Consider the following 17029-nt stretch of genomic DNA (forward strand, 5'->3'; position numbering starts at 1 on the left):
TCTGCCTTGTTTGGGGTGAGGTGGGAAACGAGAGCCAAATAACAGTGTGCCAGTTATGACAGAGTCTCATGGCAAGAAGAGGGGAAGACGTAGAACGTCCTTTGAATTCTGTGGGGTTTATGATTGTTTTTCATGTGTGGAATTGTGGGATACGCCGGCACCGCCCCGGCTCAAGGTAGTGCTTCATCGACTGGCCAGCGTGCCCTAGAAGTGATTGTGGAGGGTCTGCGCCGGCTGGAATACCGCGGCTATGACTCGGCAGGTATCGCTGTGGCTGGTGCGGATGGCATCGCTATGCGTAAGAAGAGTGGAAAGCTGGTCAAGCTACTCGATGAGCTGGAGCTGAACCCGCTGCCCGCCGCATCCGCAGGGATCGGGCACACACGGTGGGCAACGCACGGTGGCCCCACCGACGCCAACGCCCACCCCCATGTTGTGGCTGACGGCACGTTGGCCGTGGTGCACAACGGCATCATTGAAAACTATTCACGACTCAAGGCCGATCTGCTGGCCCGCGGCCACAGCTTCGCCTCCGAGACCGATAGCGAAGTGGCGGCCACGTTGCTCGGCGAGGCCTATGCCGAGTTGGCGGCCTCTGATTCGGAATCCTCAACGTCGGATGCAGACGCTGGCGCTGCCGCCGATGGCGGCAGGCTCGCCTTGGCCATGCGCCAGGTGGTGCAGCAGCTCGAAGGTGCCTTCACTCTGGTGGCCACGCACGCCGCTCAGCCGGGCGTGGTAGTTGCCGCCCGCAGGAACTCACCTCTCGTCGTGGGCTTGGGTGAGGGTGAAAACTTCCTGGGCTCAGACGTTTCCGGATTCATTGATTACACCCGCCGGGCCGTGGAACTGGGTCAAGATCAGGTCGTCACCATCACCGCCAACTCCGTTGAAATCACCGACTTCCAGGGGGCTCCGGCACAGGGCAAAGAATACTTGGTGGACTGGGATGCCGCTGCCGCTGAAAAGGGCGGCTACCCCTCCTTTATGGAAAAGGAAATCAACGACCAGCCCGACGCCGTGGCGCAGACCTTGCTGGGCCGCACCGACGGCGAAGGCGTGCTGACCTTGGATGAGTTGCGCGTTGATCCCTCGGTTCTGAAATCCATCAACCGGATTATTGTGTTGGCCTGCGGCACCTCCGCCTATGCAGGACAAGTTGCCCGGTACGCCATTGAACACTGGTGCAGGATCCCCACCGAGGTGGAACTGTCCCACGAGTTCAGGTACCGGGATCCCATTGTGGATGAACGCACCTTGATCGTCTCCATCTCGCAGTCCGGGGAAACCATGGATACCCTGATGGCTGTTCGCTATGCGAAGGAGCAGGGCGCGGTGACGGTGTCGATCTGCAATACCAATGGCTCCACGATTCCTCGCGAATCCGATGCCGTGCTGTACACGCATGCGGGCCCGGAAATTGCCGTGGCCTCCACTAAGGCGTTCCTGGCTCAGATCACTGCTACTTACCTGCTGGGCCTGTATTTGGCACAGTTGCGCGGAAACCTGTTCCAGGGTCAGATCAAGGACATTCTGGCGGAACTCGCCAAAACCCCGGCCAAGATTGCCGATGTGCTGGCCAACGCTGAGCAAATCAAGACTCTTGCCCGCAGCATGGCTGACACCCGTACCGTGCTCTTCTTGGGGCGTCACGTAGGGTACCCGGTCGCCATGGAAGGGGCCTTGAAGCTCAAAGAGCTGGCCTACATTCACGCCGAAGGCTTTGCCGCAGGTGAACTCAAGCATGGTCCCATCGCGCTGATTGAAGACGGCCAGGCCGTTATTGTGGTGGTTCCCTCGCCACGTGGTCGCGATTCCCTGCACGCCAAGGTGGTCTCCAATATCCAAGAAGTCCGTGCTCGCGGCGCCATGACCATTGTCATTGCCGAGGAAGGTGACCTCTCCGTACAAGATCACGCCGAGCATGTGTTCTACATTCCCGAGACGAGCACCTTGTTGGCGCCCCTTTTGGCCACGGTTCCGCTGCAGATATTTGCATTGGAGCTTGCCACGGCCAAGGGCTACGACGTAGATCAGCCGCGCAACCTGGCCAAGTCTGTCACCGTCGAGTAGCGGTTCGAGCCGCGGCGCCTAGGAAGCCGGTAAACCGGTGAGTCAGCATGTGGGGGATAGGGTGGAGCCATGATTATTGGCATTGGTGTAGATGTTGTTGACATTGAACGTTTTGGCCGCCAGTTGGAGCGTACGCCGGGGCTCCGTGAACGCCTCTTCGTGCCGGCCGAACGTGGTCTGAATACGCGCTCGCTCGCTGCACGGTTCGCCGCGAAGGAGTCCGTGGCCAAGGCGCTTGGTGCCCCTGCTGGCATGAACTGGCAGGATTGCTGGATTGGGCTGGATGAGCACGGGCCCACCATCAATGTGAAGGGCACCGTGGCAGCAGTGGCGAAGTCCAAGGGCATCAAGCACTGGCACTTGTCGATGAGCCACGACGGCGGCATTTCCACTGCCATGGTGATTGCCGAAAGCTGACATGATCAGCGCCCACACCACCGCCGCGATTCGTGCCGCCGAACAGCCGCTGCTGGCTGCCGGGCACGGACCGGAGCTCATGCGCCGGGCAGCGCACGGGCTGACACTGGGCGTGGTGAAGATCTTGCGGGCTCGCGGGCGCAGCCTGTACGGGGCGCGCGTGCTGGTGCTGGCTGGATCGGGAAATAATGGCGGCGATGCGCTCTATGCCGGCGCCGCTTTGGCAACCCGCGGTGCACGCACGACGGCGGTACTCACCGGCGCACGGACGCACCCGGAGGCGCTGGCTGCTTTTAGGCGCGCTGGTGGGCGTTGCGTTACTGAAGAAGACACAGCGCAACTGGCGCTATGGGATGAAGCCGTACGGGCCGACGTCGTGCTTGACGGGCTTCTGGGCACTGGCGGGCGCGGTGGTCTGCGCGGTGCTGGCGCCGAGTTGGTGGCCCGGCTGCAGGATCTGACAGGCAGTGTCCGGCCCGCCGTGGTGGCCTGTGATCTGCCCAGCGGCGTTGACGCCACCACGGGAGCCGTCCGCGGGCCTGTGTTGCGCGCCGATACGACCATCACCTTCGGTGCCCACAAAAGCGGGCTGCTCGCCGCGCCGGGAGAACAATTTTGCGGCACCGTAGAGCTCGTGGACATAGGGATTTCCAGCTTCCTTGGGGAAGCCGCTTTGTTTCGGCTCGAGGCCGCCGATCTAGCGGCCCAGCTACCTCGCCCTGCGGCCGCCGACCACAAATACACGAGGGGCGTGGCGGGAGTCGTGGCAGGGTCGCGGCAATATCCAGGTGCTGGGCTGCTGGCGGTTGCGGCGGCATCGGCGTGTGGACCCGGCATGGTTCGGTACCTTGGCCCAGCATCCGTGGCCGCTGCCATCCATGTGCGCAATCCCGAGGTGGTCTGCTCCGAGGAATCACCCCGGGAATTGCATGTGCAGGCTTGGCTCGTGGGGTCGGGGATCGACGGTGATGGCGCCCAACGAGATCGGGCTGCTGACGCCATAGCCTCGGGGCTGCCCACTGTGGTTGACGCTGGCGCGCTGGAGCTTGTTGTCCCGGCGCAGGGGCAGAAAAACGCTCATCTGATTCTTACCCCGCACGCAGGTGAGCTTGCAGCCATCATGGCCCGTGCCGGAAGTGCGTTGGACCGGGCAAGAATTGAGGCAGAACCACTTGCTGCGGCTCGCGCGGCCGCACAGCTACTGGGGGCCGTGGTCCTGCTGAAGGGGGCCACCACCGTGGTGGCCGCACCCGACGGCACGGTATTCACCCAGGCCAATGGCACCCCACGTCTGGCCACTGCCGGGAGTGGGGACACCCTGGCCGGGATTCTCGTTGCCCTGCTGGCCATGACTGCGGCTCAGGCCCCGGCTCACCACGAGGCTCAGGCCCGGGCTCACCACGAGGCTCGCGAAGAGGCATCAGGCAGTCAAGTTGGCACTGGCCTGACGCCCCACGATCTTGCGCGCACCGCGGCGCTCGCAGCTGCGCTGCACGGCGAGCTTTCCCAGGAAGACCGCGACGCTCCCCTAAACGCCGGGCAGCTGGCGGGCCGCATCCCACACGTTTGGGCACAACTGTGCCAAATAAAACCGCAGCAGTAGCGCACTTTTCTAGGGGAAGTTCATGGATATGTGGCCGGGTAAAGACCATCCGCTGGGAGCCCGAGTGGATCGGGACGGTACCAACTTTGCCTTGTTCAGCGAAGGCGCCACCGCTGTGACCCTGTGCCTCTTTGATGCAGAGGGAACGGAAACTCAGCTGCCACTGACCGAAGTGGACGGCTACGTTTGGCACGGTTACGTACCGGCGGTGCGGCATGGACAGCGCTACGGGTTCAGGGTTGACGGGCCATGGGACCCGGGCAATGGGTTGCGCTTTAACGCCGCCAAACTGTTACTGGATCCCTATGCCAAGGGGGTTGAGGGTGCCGTGGAGTGGGGCCAGGCGCTCTTTGCCTACCAATTGGGCGAGCCGGCGCTCCGCAACGATGAGGATTCGGCCGCCCACACGTACCGAAGCGTGGTGGTGGACGACGCCTTCGACTGGAACAACCCCGACGGCACACCCGATCAAAGCCCGGATATCCCGTACCACGAAAGCGTTATTTACGAAGCCCACGTCAAGGGGTTGACCCAGCTGCACCTGGACGTCCCAGAGGAGTTGCGTGGCAGTTACGCCGCAGTGGCCCACCCGGCCGTAGTGGCCCACCTCAAAAAGTTGGGCGTGACCGCCGTCGAACTGATGCCGGTGCACCAGTTTGTTCAGGATGAGCGGCTACTCGAGCAGGGCCTGCGCAATTATTGGGGCTACAACACCATTGGTTTTTTCGCCCCGCACAATGAGTACAGCTCCGCGAAAGACCCGTGCGACACCGTGGTGGAGTTCAAAACCATGGTCAAGGAACTGCACCGCAACGGGCTGGAAGTCATCCTCGATGTTGTCTATAACCACACTGCCGAGGGGAATCATCTGGGCCCCACACTGTCCTTTCGGGGCATCGACAACGCCGCGTACTACCGGCTGCAGGAGGAGAACAAGGAACAATATCTGGACTATACGGGCACGGGAAATTCGCTCAACGTCAGGTCACCGCATTCCCTCCAACTGATCATGGACTCGCTGCGCTACTGGGTGAGCGAGATGCATGTGGACGGGTTCCGCTTCGATCTGGCAGCCACGCTGGCCCGGGAGTTTTACGACGTCGACAGGCTCTCCTCCTTCTTCGATATGGTCCAGCAGGATCCCATCGTGTCCGGAGTCAAGCTCATTGCCGAGCCATGGGATTTGGGGCCCGGCGGCTACCAGGTGGGCAACTTCCCGCCGCAGTGGACGGAATGGAACGGCAAGTTCCGCGACACTGTCCGCGATTTTTGGCGCGGCGAGCCATCAACGCTGGGGGAGTTTGCTTCGCGCCTGACGGGGTCATCGGATCTGTATGGGCATTCCGGGCGGCGCCCCGTGGCCTCGATCAACTTCGTCACAGCCCACGATGGCTTCACGCTGGCGGACCTGGTGAGCTACAACGACAAACACAATGAGGCCAATGGGGAAGACAATCGCGACGGCGAATCCCATAATCGCTCGTGGAATCACGGGGTGGAGGGGCCCACCGATGATCCCGCTGTGCTCAAGCTCCGTGCGCGCGGTCAGCGCAACTTCCTCGCCACCCTCCTGCTATCCCAGGGAGTGCCGATGCTGCTGCACGGCGATGAACTGGGACGCAGCCAACAAGGCAACAACAACGCCTACGCCCAAGATTCGGCCCTCACCTGGATTGATTGGGAGCAGGCCGATTCCGCGCTCATCGACTTTGTCTCCCAGCTGGGTCGGTTGCGAAAAGCACACCCCGTGTTCCGGCGTCGGAGGTTCTTTGACGGACGGCCTGTGGAACGCGGGGACGACGGCGCACTGCCGGACATCGTGTGGCTGCGGCCCGACGCCGCGGCCATGGCCCCTGCCGATTGGGACAGCGGATTTGGGCGCAGCATTGGGGTGTTCCTCAACGGTGGGGGCATCCCGGACTGCGATACAAAAGGGCAGCCAGTGGTGGATGATTGCTTCTTGATGCTGTTCAACGGCGGCGAAGCGCCCGTGGATTTCACGCTCCCGGGGCAGGACTACGCCTCGCGCTGGGTGGTGGAAATCCATACCAATGGAGTGACAGCCGCCGAGTTTGCAGCCGGGGCCGTGGTGGGTATGGCCGCCCATTCGGTACTGGTACTGCGCGCCCCGGACCAGGACTAGACACAGATCACAGCTGAGCCGTGGCAAGATGGAAGGCATGACCTTTCACGCCGCGGAGAACCGCTATGAAACCATGCCCTACCGCCGAGTTGGCCGCAGCGGACTGAAGCTGCCCGCTATCTCCTTGGGTTTGTGGCACAACTTTGGTGATGACAAGCCCTTCGAGGTGCAGCGCGATATTCTGCGCCGCGCCTTCGATCTGGGCGTGACGCACTTTGACCTGGCCAACAACTACGGCCCGCCAGCAGGAAGTGCCGAGACCAACTTTGGCCGCCACTTCAAGGATGACTTTGCCGCACACCGCAACGAACTGATCATCTCCACCAAGGCCGGCTACGCCATGTGGCCTGGCCCGTACGGCGAATGGGGCTCACGCAAGTCCCTGCTGGGCAGCCTAGACAGCTCGCTGACACGCATGGGTCTGGACTATGTAGACATCTTCTACAGCCACCGGCCCGACCCGGAAACCCCCATGGAAGAAACCATGGGTGCCCTGGATTATGCGGTCCGCTCCGGCAAGGCCCTGTACGCGGGCATCTCCTCCTACACGCCAGCCCAGACGCTGGAAGCTGCCCGGATCCTGAAGGAAATGGGCACCCCGTTGCTCATCCACCAGCCCTCTTACTCCATGCTCAACCGCTGGACGGAGGACGGGGAACCGAACCTTTATGAAGCGCTCGACGCCGTTGGTGCCGGTTCCATTGCCTTCTCGCCCCTTGCGCAGGGTGTGCTGACGGACCGTTACTTGAAGGGTGTGCCGGCAGATTCGCGTGCAGCCAAGGAGCACTTCCTGTCTGAGAATGATCTGACGGAAGAGAAAATGGCTCGGGTTCGCGGGCTCAACGATATTGCTGCCGGACGTGAACAGTCGCTGGCACAGATGGCCATCGCCTGGATTCTGCGCGAGCAAATCAAGGGCACCCCGGTGACCTCTGCTCTGGTGGGTGCCTCCAGCGTCACCCAGCTGGAGAACAACGTCGCCGCCATCAACAACCTTGAGTTCAGCGAAGCCGAGCTGATCGCGATAGACGAGTTCGCCGTCGAATCTTCCATCAACAGGTGGGCACAAAAGTAGGATCAGGCACGCTTTCTCTCAGGAAAGCAAGCGTTTGTGACAAAATAACGAGACATTGTTGCCCCGAGGGAACAAAATCGGGGCAACAGGAGTTGACTAGAATGGTTAAGGGCGCCGTAGGGGCGTCAGATCCGGCCAAGTAGCCGTGCGTCGTGTCTTTATGTCAACCGTGAAGTCGTGCGTCGACCCATCACCGCAGAGTGTGCGTCGGATCCGTGTGAGTTTTATGAAGGAGTTCCGTGTCCAATCATCCTATTCGGGTGGCCATTGTCGGTGTAGGCAACTGTGCCTCATCCTTGGTCCAAGGCGTGCAGTACTACCAGAACGCTGATGCCAGTGTTAAGGTTCCGGGCCTGATGCACGTTGAGTTCGGCCAGTACCACGTCAATGACGTGCAGTTTGTGGCCGCGTTTGACGTTGACAGCAAAAAGGTCGGTCTGGATCTCTCTGACGCCATTGGTGCCAGCGAGAACAACACCATCAAGCTTGCCGACGTCCCCAACCTGGGCGTTCCGGTTCTGCGTGGAACCACTCTTGACGGTCTGGGCAAGTACTACCGCGAGACCATTGTTGAATCAGACGCTGAAGCTGTGGACGTTGTGGCCGAGCTGAAGGCAGCCAAGGTTGACGTTATGGTTTGCTACCTGCCCGTCGGTTCCGATGCTGCCGCCAAGTTCTACGCCCAGTGCGCCATCGACGCTGGCGTGGCCTTCGTCAACGCACTGCCCGTCTTCATCGCTGGCACCAAGGAATGGGCCGACAAGTTCACCGCTGCCGGTGTCCCGATCGTGGGCGATGACATCAAGAGCCAGATCGGTGCCACCATCACGCACCGTGTCATGGCCAAATTGTTTGAAGACCGAGGCGTGGTCTTGGACCGCACCTACCAGCTCAACGTTGGTGGCAACATGGACTTCAAGAACATGCTTGAGCGCGACCGCTTGGAATCCAAGAAGATCTCCAAGACCCAGGCCGTCACCTCCAACACTTCGGCAGTGTTGGGTGAAGACGATGTCCACATTGGCCCGTCCGACTACGTGGCCTGGCTCGATGACCGCAAGTGGGCTTTTGTCCGTTTGGAAGGGCGCAACTTCGGTGACGCCCCGGTCTCGCTGGAATACAAGCTTGAGGTGTGGGATTCCCCGAACTCGGCCGGTGTCATCATCGACGCCATCCGCGCAGCCAAGATCGCTTTGGACCGCGGCATCGGTGGACCCATCCTGTCTGCCTCCAGCTACTTCATGAAGTCCCCGCCGGAGCAGTACGCCGACGACATCGCCCACGAAAAGGTAGAAGCCTTCATCCGCGGCGAGATCTAACCCCCCCCTGTCCCGACGCGGCATCACTTTCCGGCGGTTATCTGCCGACGCCGCACCACTTTAGGGCAATAATTATGGGACGCTCCCTCACAGGGGAGCGTCCCATAACTTTTTAACCTGTTGGTCTTAAGTTGTTGGAACATTCCTACCGCTAGCCCTCGAATCCAGAGGCCAGCTTAGGATCTCGCCACGCCTGATTCAGTGCTTTTCGAATGCGCATCACCGCGTCCTGAAAATAGTCCGCCAAATCCTGCTGCGTAAAGATCAGCACGATCCAGCCCGCGTCGTCGAAGGCTTTGTCCCTCCGCCTGTCGCTAAACCGCTGCAACTCGCCAAAGTGATGGGCGCCGTCGTACTGCATAGCGATGCGCCGGGCACGGTAACCGGCATCAGCAGAAGGCCCGCCCTCGCGACCCCACAAGGTGAGCTGAAGTTCTGGCTCCGGCAGACCGGCGTCGGCCATGGCCAGGCGCAAAAGGGTTTCGGGTGCAGAATCCGCTCCGACGCGCATCATGTCCAGGGCGTCGCGGGCCCGCACGATACCTTGCAGATTGCGGTGTCGGCTCGCCATCTCGCGCAGGGATGTGAGGGTGGCATAGGGTTTACTGCGGCCCTCGAATTCGGCTCGAGGTAGGCGAATGAGTTGGTCTCCCATGCAGACGAGGTCAGGCAATGGAAGCATGCGGGCCAGATCGAGCCAGGTGCGCGAACGAGTGCTCAGCGCCAGCCCGTCCACGGATTCGATCTCGCCGCGCAGCGCTGTCACATTGTGGCTGACGATGCCTTTTCGGCGCAGCTGCGGGAGCTGGCGGGGCTTACTGAGGTGAAGCTCATCTGAATCTGCCAGCCACGGAGGCAGAATAAGCTCGTGAAGCCGTGCGGCCGTGGAATGCGAAACCCAGGCCCCGGGCGAAGCTGCCGAAAGTACCCGGGCTGCATCCCGAAGATCAAAGTCCCAGCCATCCGGACGGTAAATCCCATGGCTGACATTGATGAGCTGGCCGCGCTTGAGTTGGTCCGGGGTCAGACCTGAGGCGAGTGCTTCACGATACGTGAAGGGCGCCTGAGTGAGCGAGAACGCGTCGCTGGGTTCCATCTCTTAATTGTGGCCCAGAACGGAGCTCCACCGCAGAAGTTATCCACAGGTACGAACGCCAGCCGGCCCCCACAAGCGTGTGGAGGCCGGAAGGTGATGCGGCGTGTGCGAAAAGCTGCCGGAAGGTGATGCGGCGTGTGCAAAAAACCGCCGTAAAGTGGTGCGGCGTTGGTATTAAGGGGTGAGCCAGAGGGTTGTCTCAGCTGCGATTGTTCCCACTGCTCCCGCTGTTGCTGCTTCGCCGGAGGTGAGGACTACCTTGGACAGGTCGACGCCGGATGGCAGCTCTGCGGGCACCGCCGCAAAGTTGGTAATCACCTCCCAGCCGTTGGGGCGGCGGTAGTGAATCACCTCCGACTCGGGGGAGCTGAGCCACTCAAGTGACTCTTCAGCCTGCAACTCGCGCCGCAGCTTCAGCGCGGCACGGTACATTTCCAGCGTTGACCCGGTAACCCCGGCCTGCGCGTCGGCGGCGAACTCGCTGAACCACTCCGGCTGGGGCAGCCACGGTATGCCACCAAAACCGAAGTTTGCTGCCGTGGCGGACCATGGCAGCGGAACCCGGCAACCGTCACGGCCCTTGACCTTATGGAGCGTGCGGAACCAGGTTGGATCCTGCAACACCGAAGCCGGCAGCTCCGCGACTTCGAAGAGGCCTAGTTCTTCGCCCTGGTAGAGATAGGCGGAACCCGGCAGGCCCAGCATGAACAGCGTCGCGGCCCGGGCTCGGCGCAAACCGCGCGCCAGATCGAGTGCCGGGGCGGCGCCGTCGGCCAGTAGCCACGCTTCCATGTCCTCGCGGGTGCTGCCATCGGGCAGACCGTAGCGGGAGGGATGACGAACCACATCGTGATTGGAGAATACCCAGGTGGACGATGCGCCGGAGGAAGTAGCCTCCGAGAGACACTTTTGCGCAATGGCCCGGAATTCCGTGGCAAGAAACGGGGCCTGCAACAGATCGAAGTTGAACGCCTGGCCCAACTCGGTGGGGCGCGCGTACTTCAAGCGACGGTCCGTGAAAGGCACCCAGGCCTCGGCCACGGCAGCCTTGGGCGGGTCATACTCATTGAGCACCGAGCGCCAGCCCTCAAAAACCTCATGTACGGCGTCCCGGTCAAAGAGAGGATCGGAGCCGTCATCGACAAGGATTTCCAGTTCCGGCTTGGACCGCAGCGGCAGGGACATGTCCTTGATCAGCGCGTGCGCCACATCGATGCGGAAACCATCCACCCCTCGATCAGACCAGAAACGCAAGGTGGTGTGAAAGTCCTCGCGCACCTCCGGATTGTCCCAGTTGAAATCGGGCTGCTCGGTGGCGAACAGGTGCAAATACCACTGGCCCAAAGAACCGGCATTAGGCCCAGCTTGCTCAACCACCCGTGTCCAAGCAGCCCCACCAAAGTGGGAGGGCCAATCCGAGGGCGGCAGCTCGCCGTCGTCCCCTAACCCATCGAAGAACTGGTACCGGGCCCGCTCCGGCGAACCGGGAGCGGCGGCAAGGGCGGCCTGGAACCATTCGTGCCGGTTGGAGCTGTGGTTGGGGACCACATCCACAATCACCCGGATGCCGGCTGCGTGCGCGGCGGTAACCATGGCGTCGAAGTCCGCCAGTGAGCCTAAGCGGGGATCGACGTTGCGGTAATCATCGACGTCGTACCCGCCGTCGGCCAGCGCGGAGGGGTAGAACGGGCTGAGCCAGATCGCGTCGATGCCCAGCTCGGCGAGGTAGCCCATGCGGGCCGTGACACCGGGCAAATCTCCCATGCCATCGCCATTGGAATCGGCAAAACTGCGCGGGTAAATCTGGTAGACGGCCGCTTGGCGCCACCACGGAGCCGGTGGCAGGGACAGCGAATCAGGGCCGGAAACAGAATCAGAAAGTGATGCGGTCATTACTTGATGGATCCTCTCATGACGCCGGAAATGACCCAGCGTTGGGCGAAAATGTAAATCAACAGCAGCGGCGCCATGGCCATCAGGTAGGAGGCAAAGGCTGTTGTGTAATCGGTATTGAATTGTCCCTGGAAGACGTACTGCACCAGGGGCAGGGTGCGGGTAGTGGGGTCCGAAAGGATCACCAGCGGCAGCAGGAAATCATTCCACGCCCACAAACAAGTCAGGATGCCAACGGTAGCGTTGATGGGCGTCAGGATGGGAAAGATGACCTTCCAAAACGTGGTCCAAGTACTGGCGCCGTCCATGACCGAAGCTTCTTCGAGCTCGGCGGGGATGGATTTGATGAACGCGGTGTAGACGAAAACATTGAAACTGAGACCATACACCGTGTACAGCAGGAAGAGTCCAACCGGATTATCCAGCCCCAGCACCGCCATCTCCTTCGTCACCGGCAGCATGATGATGGGGAACGGCACGAACAGCGCTGCGATGAAGAAGTAATACAGCGCCTTGAAAAATGGCCGGTGCATGTTGCGAGCAATAGCGTAAGCCACCAGCGAATTAGTCAGGATCGTCAGGATGACCGCCGCGACCGTCACGATGCCTGAAATCAGCAGCGCGTTGGGGAAATTGGTCAGCTTCCACGCGTTGGAAAAGTTCTCCAGATGGATGCTGGTGGGTAACGCCAGCCCATTGCCGCTGAGTTGATCGGAGGATTTCAGGGCCGTGACAATGGTGAAGTACAGCGGGATCAGCACCGTCAGGGACAGCACGGCGGCCAGAAGCGTCAGTGGAATATTCACTGCGGAACGACGGCGGCGCGCGGCTTGGCTGCCGGCCTGCGACTTTTCGATAAGCAGACTCATTGAAGCTCAGACTCCTTGCGTGAGAGGAAGCGCATTTGCAGCAGGGACAGGACAACGATGACCACCAGATAAACCACGGAGTTGGCCATCTGGTAGCCGTACTCGCCGCCTTGGAACCCGCCGCGGTAAATGACCATGGCCACCGATTCAGTGGAGGTTCCGGGGCCGCCGTTGGTCAGGGCCACGATCTGATCGAATGCCTGCAGCAGGCCCTTGAGGGCCAGAACCATGTTGATGGTGAAGTAGCCGGCGATCATGGGGAAGGTGATGGAACGGAACCGGCGCCACGGGGACGCCCCGTCCAAGCTTGCGGCCTCATACAATTCCCCGGGGACGGTTTGCAGGCCGGCCAGGTAAATGATGACGCTGAAGGCGATGGACTGCCACGCCGTGACACCCACGATGCCCAACCACGCCAAGTCCGGGTTGGCCAGGATGGATGTGGAGAGCCACTCAATGCCCAGTGCCTGGCCGATCAGGGGCAGGTTGTTGGAGAGCAGGTAGTTGAAGACGTAGCCCACAATCAGCACGGACAAGATGTTGGGGATAAAGAAGATTCCGCGAAATGCCGTCTGATACTTGATCTTGGAGTTCAGCAAGATGGCGATAAAGAGCGCCCCCACATTGACCACAATGGTGGTGGTGATGGCGAAGAGGAACGTGAATCCGTAGGACGCCATGATCCTGTCATCTTTGAACAGGTTCACGTAGTTGGACAGTCCCACGAAATCCCATTCGCCGTAGCCGGCGTAGTCGGTGAAACTGTAGAACATGCCCGTCACTGTGGGGACTGTGTGCAAGATGACGAACAAGACCAAGGCCGGAACAACCATCCAGTAGAAGGTCTTGCTGGGCCGGGACGGGCTCCGGCGTTGCAGCCCGGCTGTGGTGCGGGGCTTATTGGCCGTGGTGGTCATGATCTAGTCCCCTTTCTTGGTGATGGTGCGGGCGGCAACCTTTTCAAATTCGTGGTCCATGCGGGCCAGGAATGCCGGTTGCTTCTTATCCAGCACGAACTGCTGCAAGATCGCATCAAAGGGGATGCTCGCAGGGACGTGGTGGTCGAAGTAGCCAATGACCCGGCCGTCGTTGAAGAAGCCCTGCATGCCTGCCAGAGCAGGGTCTACGCTGGGGGCCGCATCCGTCACCGGGGTCAGGGATGATTGGGCCTTGGCGTAGTAGTCCAGCACCGCAGGGGACATGAGGTATTCCACAAACTTCTTGGCCTCTTCCGGGTGCTTGGTGTCCTTGCCGATGGCTAGGGTTACATCCACACCGGAGACCAGGACGTTCTTGGCGGGGTCGTTGGTGGTGGGGTAGGGGAAGGACGCGATCTTCGCATCCGGGTTCGACGCGCGGATGGCCGGGATCGCGAAGCTGCCTTGCAGGTACATGGCTGATTTTCCAGCTCCGAAGGCGGCATTGCCATCGTTGTAGCCTGCGCTCTGAGCGCCGGGTTGGGCGTAACTGAAGAGTTTCAAGAGTTTAGTGGAGGCTTCCGTGCCGTCCTTGGCAAAACTGGACGCGCCGGTTGCCGGGGTCCAGCCGGAAGTTCCAACACTGTCAAAGAAGTCCGCGGGCATGAGGTTTCCGGCCAGGTTGACGAAGGAGGGCAGGACCGTCCAAGCGTCCTTGAGGGTCATATAGAACGGATTGACGCCGTTGGCCTTGAAGGTGTCCGCGGCTGCGATGAGCTGATCCCACGTTTGTGGCACTGCTACCCCGTTGGCAGCAAAAATCTCCGGGTTGTACAAGATGCCGCTGGCATTGTTGGCAAACGGCAGACCGTTTGTTTCGTTGCCGTGGCAGGTACCCAAACCGTTCAGAATGTCCTGAACAGCCGGCTGGACACGTGCGGCCGCCGGCATGCTAGACAGATCTGCAAACACGCAGGCCTTGGCCAGATCACCGAAGTTGCCGTTGCCATTGAGCGTCAGCACATCAGGTGTTCGGTTCTTGACCAGCAGTGTCCTGATGGCGGTATCCGGGTCCGGGGAGTTATTGATGACCACATGGATGTTGGGGTTCTTGGCCTCAAAATCCTTCACGATCTGGGTGAACTGGGCCACCGCTTCGGGCTTGAACTGAAAAAAGTCCAAGGTGACACGGCCGTCGTCGTTCGTGGAACAGCCGGTCAGCACCAATGTCAATGCCAGTGCGGCGGTAGTACCGGTGGCCATCAGCCTGCGGCGGAAATTGCGCCGTCCGGGCTGTGGCTTCCTGGCCAGCTGGTGCCGCAGCGCTGGCGGGCCGGATTCTTGTTCATGGTTCATGGGACTCCTTAGTTGGCCTGATCAACAGTGATCAAAACGGCTTGTTCGGGGAAAAGTACGGGGGACGCCAGTCCGGTGACGGCCAGAAGTCCTCCGGAGAGGATGGTTTCGGCAACGGTCCAGTCAAGGGGAGATTGACCGTTGCCGAGCTGGTCATTGAGGGGTTGTGAGAGCTGGACCCGGTAGCGCGTGTCCGGGAGCAGGCCCGGCAGTGTGATGCGCCCGGATGGGTAAGTGGTGGACGCTGTGCGTTGAGTGAGGGAGTAGACGGCGCGGCTACCGTCTGCGGCGACGACGCCGCGGACATCCAGTGCGGGATCGGGCAGGTCCGCGTGGACGCTGGTGCCGGTGTGGAACAGCTCCCGGTTCTCCTTGTGGAAGGAGATCCAGCTGGCGAGTTCCTCCGTCTGTGCGGCAGAGATGGTTGAGATGTCCCATTCAATCCCGAAGTGGCCGAAGATGGCGGTGCGGGCCATGAACCCCAGGCTGTGTTGGCGGCCCGTGGAGTGCGATTTTGGCCCGCCAATGTGCGCTCCCATGAGCTCGTAAGGCACCAAGAGCCCGGTGTTGGCCTGGTTGTCGAGGCGTTCGAGCGGATCGATGCAATCGCTGGTCCAGATCCTGTCCGTGTAGTCCAGGATGCCCAGATCCACGCGGGCGCCACCCGAGGCGCAGCTTTCAATTTCCACGCCGGGGTGGCGGTGCTTGAGCTCCGCGAGCAGCCGGTAGAGGGCCAGCGTGGACTCCCGCACGCTGGGGTTGCCCGTGCGGGGGTCGGCGGCATCGAGCAGGTCACGGTTGTGGTCCCACTTGATGTAGCTAATGGGGTATTCGGACAAAATGGCATCAAGGCGACCCAAAAGGTACTCGAAGCAGTCCGCGTTGGCCAGGTTCAGCACCTGCTGCTGGCGTGCGGAGACCGGCCAGCGTCCGTCGGTGTGCAGGATCCAGTCAGGATGCTTGCGGGCCAACTCGCTGTTCGGGTTCACCATTTCCGGCTCAAACCACAGCCCGAACTCCATGCCCAAGCCGCGCACATGCTCAATGATGGGACCCAAACCGTCCGGCCAGACGGCCGCGTCCACAAACCAGTCGCCGAGCCCGGCGGTATCATCGCGGCGGCCCAGGAACCAACCGTCATCAAGGACAAAACGTTCGACGCCGACCACGGCAGCCTCCTCGGCCAAGCTTTTAAGTGTGGCTAGCTCGTGATCGAAATACACCGCTTCCCAGGTGTTGAGAGTGACGGGCCGTGGCCGGCTTGGGTGTTGGGGGCGGGCACGCAGGTCTTCGTGGAACCGGGCCGAGAGCTGATCCAGGCCGTAGCCCCAGGAACCCAGCGCCCACGGGGTGGTGTGCGAGTCCCCGGGTGCCAAAACCACTTCGCCCGGCAGCAGCAGCTCCCCGGCGCTCAGGAAGTTGTCACTGGTGATGGTGCGTTCGGCCGACAGGCTGTGATTGCCGCTCCATGCCGTGTGCACGCCGTGGACCAGGCCGGCGCGGAAGCCGAAGCTGTCCTGGCCTGCCAACATGAGCAGTGTGGCATCCGCACCGGGGCGTCCGCGGCGGCTTTCGCGAACATGGGCGCCCACCGTCAGCGGGCGGCGCTGGGAGGTGCGCTCCTTCAAATGGCGGCCCGTGAAATCTTGGACGGTGGTGGCGCTCGCCGGCAAGGGGAATACGGTGGTGAGCCGGTGTAGGAGGTAGTCGCTGTCCCCGGTGTTGCTCAGGGTGTGCCGCTGGCGCAGCACCCCGGCGGCGCTCAACTCCAGCTCCGTAACCAGATGCAGCCCTCCGGCCGGGTCCTCGGCGGTAATGGTGAGAGAGGAGTCATCGGCGTATGCCGCCGTGGTGCTTAAGGCGCTGGCCCACCCGCCGGCAGCGCGCTGGCCGAGCAGTGCGGGGGTGCCCTGCCATCCGAACGTCTCCTGCGGCAGGATGCTCAGGCGGGCGGGAACATCAATGCCGCCGGAAACGCGCTGCGGACGGGCTGCTATTGCCAGCGAGGCCAGTTCTGCGGGGGAGAGGGTGCCTGTGGCTGGGCCCCAATGAATGATGGTGGGTGTGCCTGCCGTGTCCAGGTCCACGATGACCGAGGTGCCGCCGCGATGCAGCTGGAGATGGGTGGGACGTGAAGAAGTTGTTGAGCTCATTGAATAGTTTTACAGCGAAAGTAATTGCCATGTCAAGGGTCACTTTGATTGCGGAATTATCGCGAAATACTTGATTCCAGAGTGGAATTATGTTTGAAGTGCAATAAACTTGTTG

12 protein-coding genes are annotated in these 17029 nt (G+C 61.4%); 6 read left to right on the forward strand and 6 right to left on the reverse strand.

What is annotated here, in order from left to right; genetic code table 11:
• Positions 1–132 precede the first annotated feature (132 nt).
• The 6 genes from glmS (at position 133) to AB0P14_RS14145 (ending at position 8630) form a co-directional block, all read left to right on the forward strand.
• Complete coding sequence (gene glmS, locus AB0P14_RS14120; protein ID WP_363843388.1) at positions 133–2073, forward strand: glutamine--fructose-6-phosphate transaminase (isomerizing); 1941 nt, start codon at positions 133–135, stop codon at positions 2071–2073.
• 69 nt (positions 2074–2142) lie between these two features.
• The gene (locus AB0P14_RS14125; protein ID WP_363843391.1) at positions 2143–2490 is read left to right on the forward strand and encodes a holo-ACP synthase; all 348 of its coding nucleotides are present in this window, start codon (positions 2143–2145) and stop codon (positions 2488–2490) included.
• A gap of 1 nt (position 2491) precedes the next feature.
• Positions 2492–4093: an NAD(P)H-hydrate dehydratase gene (locus AB0P14_RS14130; protein WP_363843394.1), complete on the forward strand. Its 1602-nt coding sequence runs from the start codon at positions 2492–2494 to the stop codon at positions 4091–4093.
• 22 nt (positions 4094–4115) lie between these two features.
• Positions 4116–6236, forward strand: a complete 2121-nt coding sequence (gene glgX / locus AB0P14_RS14135; protein WP_363843397.1) for a glycogen debranching protein GlgX — start codon at positions 4116–4118, stop codon at positions 6234–6236.
• Between the two features lie 37 nt (positions 6237–6273).
• The gene (gene mgrA / locus AB0P14_RS14140) at positions 6274–7311 is read left to right on the forward strand and encodes an L-glyceraldehyde 3-phosphate reductase (RefSeq protein WP_363843400.1); all 1038 of its coding nucleotides are present in this window, start codon (positions 6274–6276) and stop codon (positions 7309–7311) included.
• Between the two features lie 239 nt (positions 7312–7550).
• Positions 7551–8630, forward strand: a complete 1080-nt coding sequence (locus tag AB0P14_RS14145) for an inositol-3-phosphate synthase (protein WP_363843402.1) — start codon at positions 7551–7553, stop codon at positions 8628–8630.
• A 151-nt stretch (positions 8631–8781) separates the two neighbouring features.
• Here AB0P14_RS14145 and AB0P14_RS14150 read toward each other — a convergent pair whose 3' ends face one another.
• The 6 genes from AB0P14_RS14150 to AB0P14_RS14175 form a co-directional block, all read right to left on the reverse strand.
• On the reverse strand, positions 8782–9726 hold the full coding sequence (locus tag AB0P14_RS14150) for a hypothetical protein (protein ID WP_363843405.1): 945 nt from the start codon (positions 9724–9726) through the stop codon (positions 8782–8784).
• A 174-nt stretch (positions 9727–9900) separates the two neighbouring features.
• Positions 9901–11619 carry an alpha-amylase family glycosyl hydrolase gene (locus AB0P14_RS14155; protein ID WP_363843408.1) on the reverse strand — a complete coding sequence of 573 codons (1719 nt, stop codon included), beginning with the start codon at positions 11617–11619 and terminating at the stop codon, positions 9901–9903.
• On the reverse strand, positions 11619–12488 hold the full coding sequence (locus tag AB0P14_RS14160) for a carbohydrate ABC transporter permease (RefSeq protein ID WP_363843411.1): 870 nt from the start codon (positions 12486–12488) through the stop codon (positions 11619–11621). The genes AB0P14_RS14155 and AB0P14_RS14160 overlap by 1 nt, the downstream gene beginning before the upstream one ends.
• Positions 12485–13405 (reverse strand): sugar ABC transporter permease, encoded by a 921-nt coding sequence (locus AB0P14_RS14165; protein WP_363843414.1) that lies wholly within the window; start codon positions 13403–13405, stop codon positions 12485–12487. The genes AB0P14_RS14160 and AB0P14_RS14165 overlap by 4 nt, the downstream gene beginning before the upstream one ends.
• A gap of 3 nt (positions 13406–13408) precedes the next feature.
• Complete coding sequence (locus AB0P14_RS14170) at positions 13409–14761, reverse strand: extracellular solute-binding protein (RefSeq protein WP_363843417.1); 1353 nt, start codon at positions 14759–14761, stop codon at positions 13409–13411.
• Between the two features lie 8 nt (positions 14762–14769).
• Complete coding sequence (locus AB0P14_RS14175) at positions 14770–16914, reverse strand: alpha-galactosidase (protein WP_363843420.1); 2145 nt, start codon at positions 16912–16914, stop codon at positions 14770–14772.
• Between the last annotated feature and the right edge of the window lie 115 nt (positions 16915–17029).

The organism is Specibacter sp. NPDC078709, assembly GCF_040686795.1.
In the GTDB taxonomy this organism is placed as follows: domain Bacteria; phylum Actinomycetota; class Actinomycetes; order Actinomycetales; family Micrococcaceae; genus Specibacter.

Coding starts and splice junctions, on each gene's coding strand:
- mgrA (WP_363843400.1), top strand. CDS start 6,274: ATGACCTTTCACGCCGCGGAGAACCGCTATGAAACCATGCCCTACCGC.
- AB0P14_RS14150 (WP_363843405.1), bottom strand. CDS start 9,726: ATGGAACCCAGCGACGCGTTCTCGCTCACTCAGGCGCCCTTCACGTAT.
- AB0P14_RS14170 (WP_363843417.1), bottom strand. CDS start 14,761: ATGAACCATGAACAAGAATCCGGCCCGCCAGCGCTGCGGCACCAGCTG.
- AB0P14_RS14175 (WP_363843420.1), bottom strand. CDS start 16,914: ATGAGCTCAACAACTTCTTCACGTCCCACCCATCTCCAGCTGCATCGC.
- AB0P14_RS14125 (WP_363843391.1), top strand. CDS start 2,143: ATGATTATTGGCATTGGTGTAGATGTTGTTGACATTGAACGTTTTGGC.
- glgX (WP_363843397.1), top strand. CDS start 4,116: ATGGATATGTGGCCGGGTAAAGACCATCCGCTGGGAGCCCGAGTGGAT.
- AB0P14_RS14155 (WP_363843408.1), bottom strand. CDS start 11,619: ATGACCGCATCACTTTCTGATTCTGTTTCCGGCCCTGATTCGCTGTCC.
- glmS (WP_363843388.1), top strand. CDS start 133: ATGTGTGGAATTGTGGGATACGCCGGCACCGCCCCGGCTCAAGGTAGT.
- AB0P14_RS14160 (WP_363843411.1), bottom strand. CDS start 12,488: ATGAGTCTGCTTATCGAAAAGTCGCAGGCCGGCAGCCAAGCCGCGCGC.
- AB0P14_RS14165 (WP_363843414.1), bottom strand. CDS start 13,405: ATGACCACCACGGCCAATAAGCCCCGCACCACAGCCGGGCTGCAACGC.
- AB0P14_RS14130 (WP_363843394.1), top strand. CDS start 2,492: ATGATCAGCGCCCACACCACCGCCGCGATTCGTGCCGCCGAACAGCCG.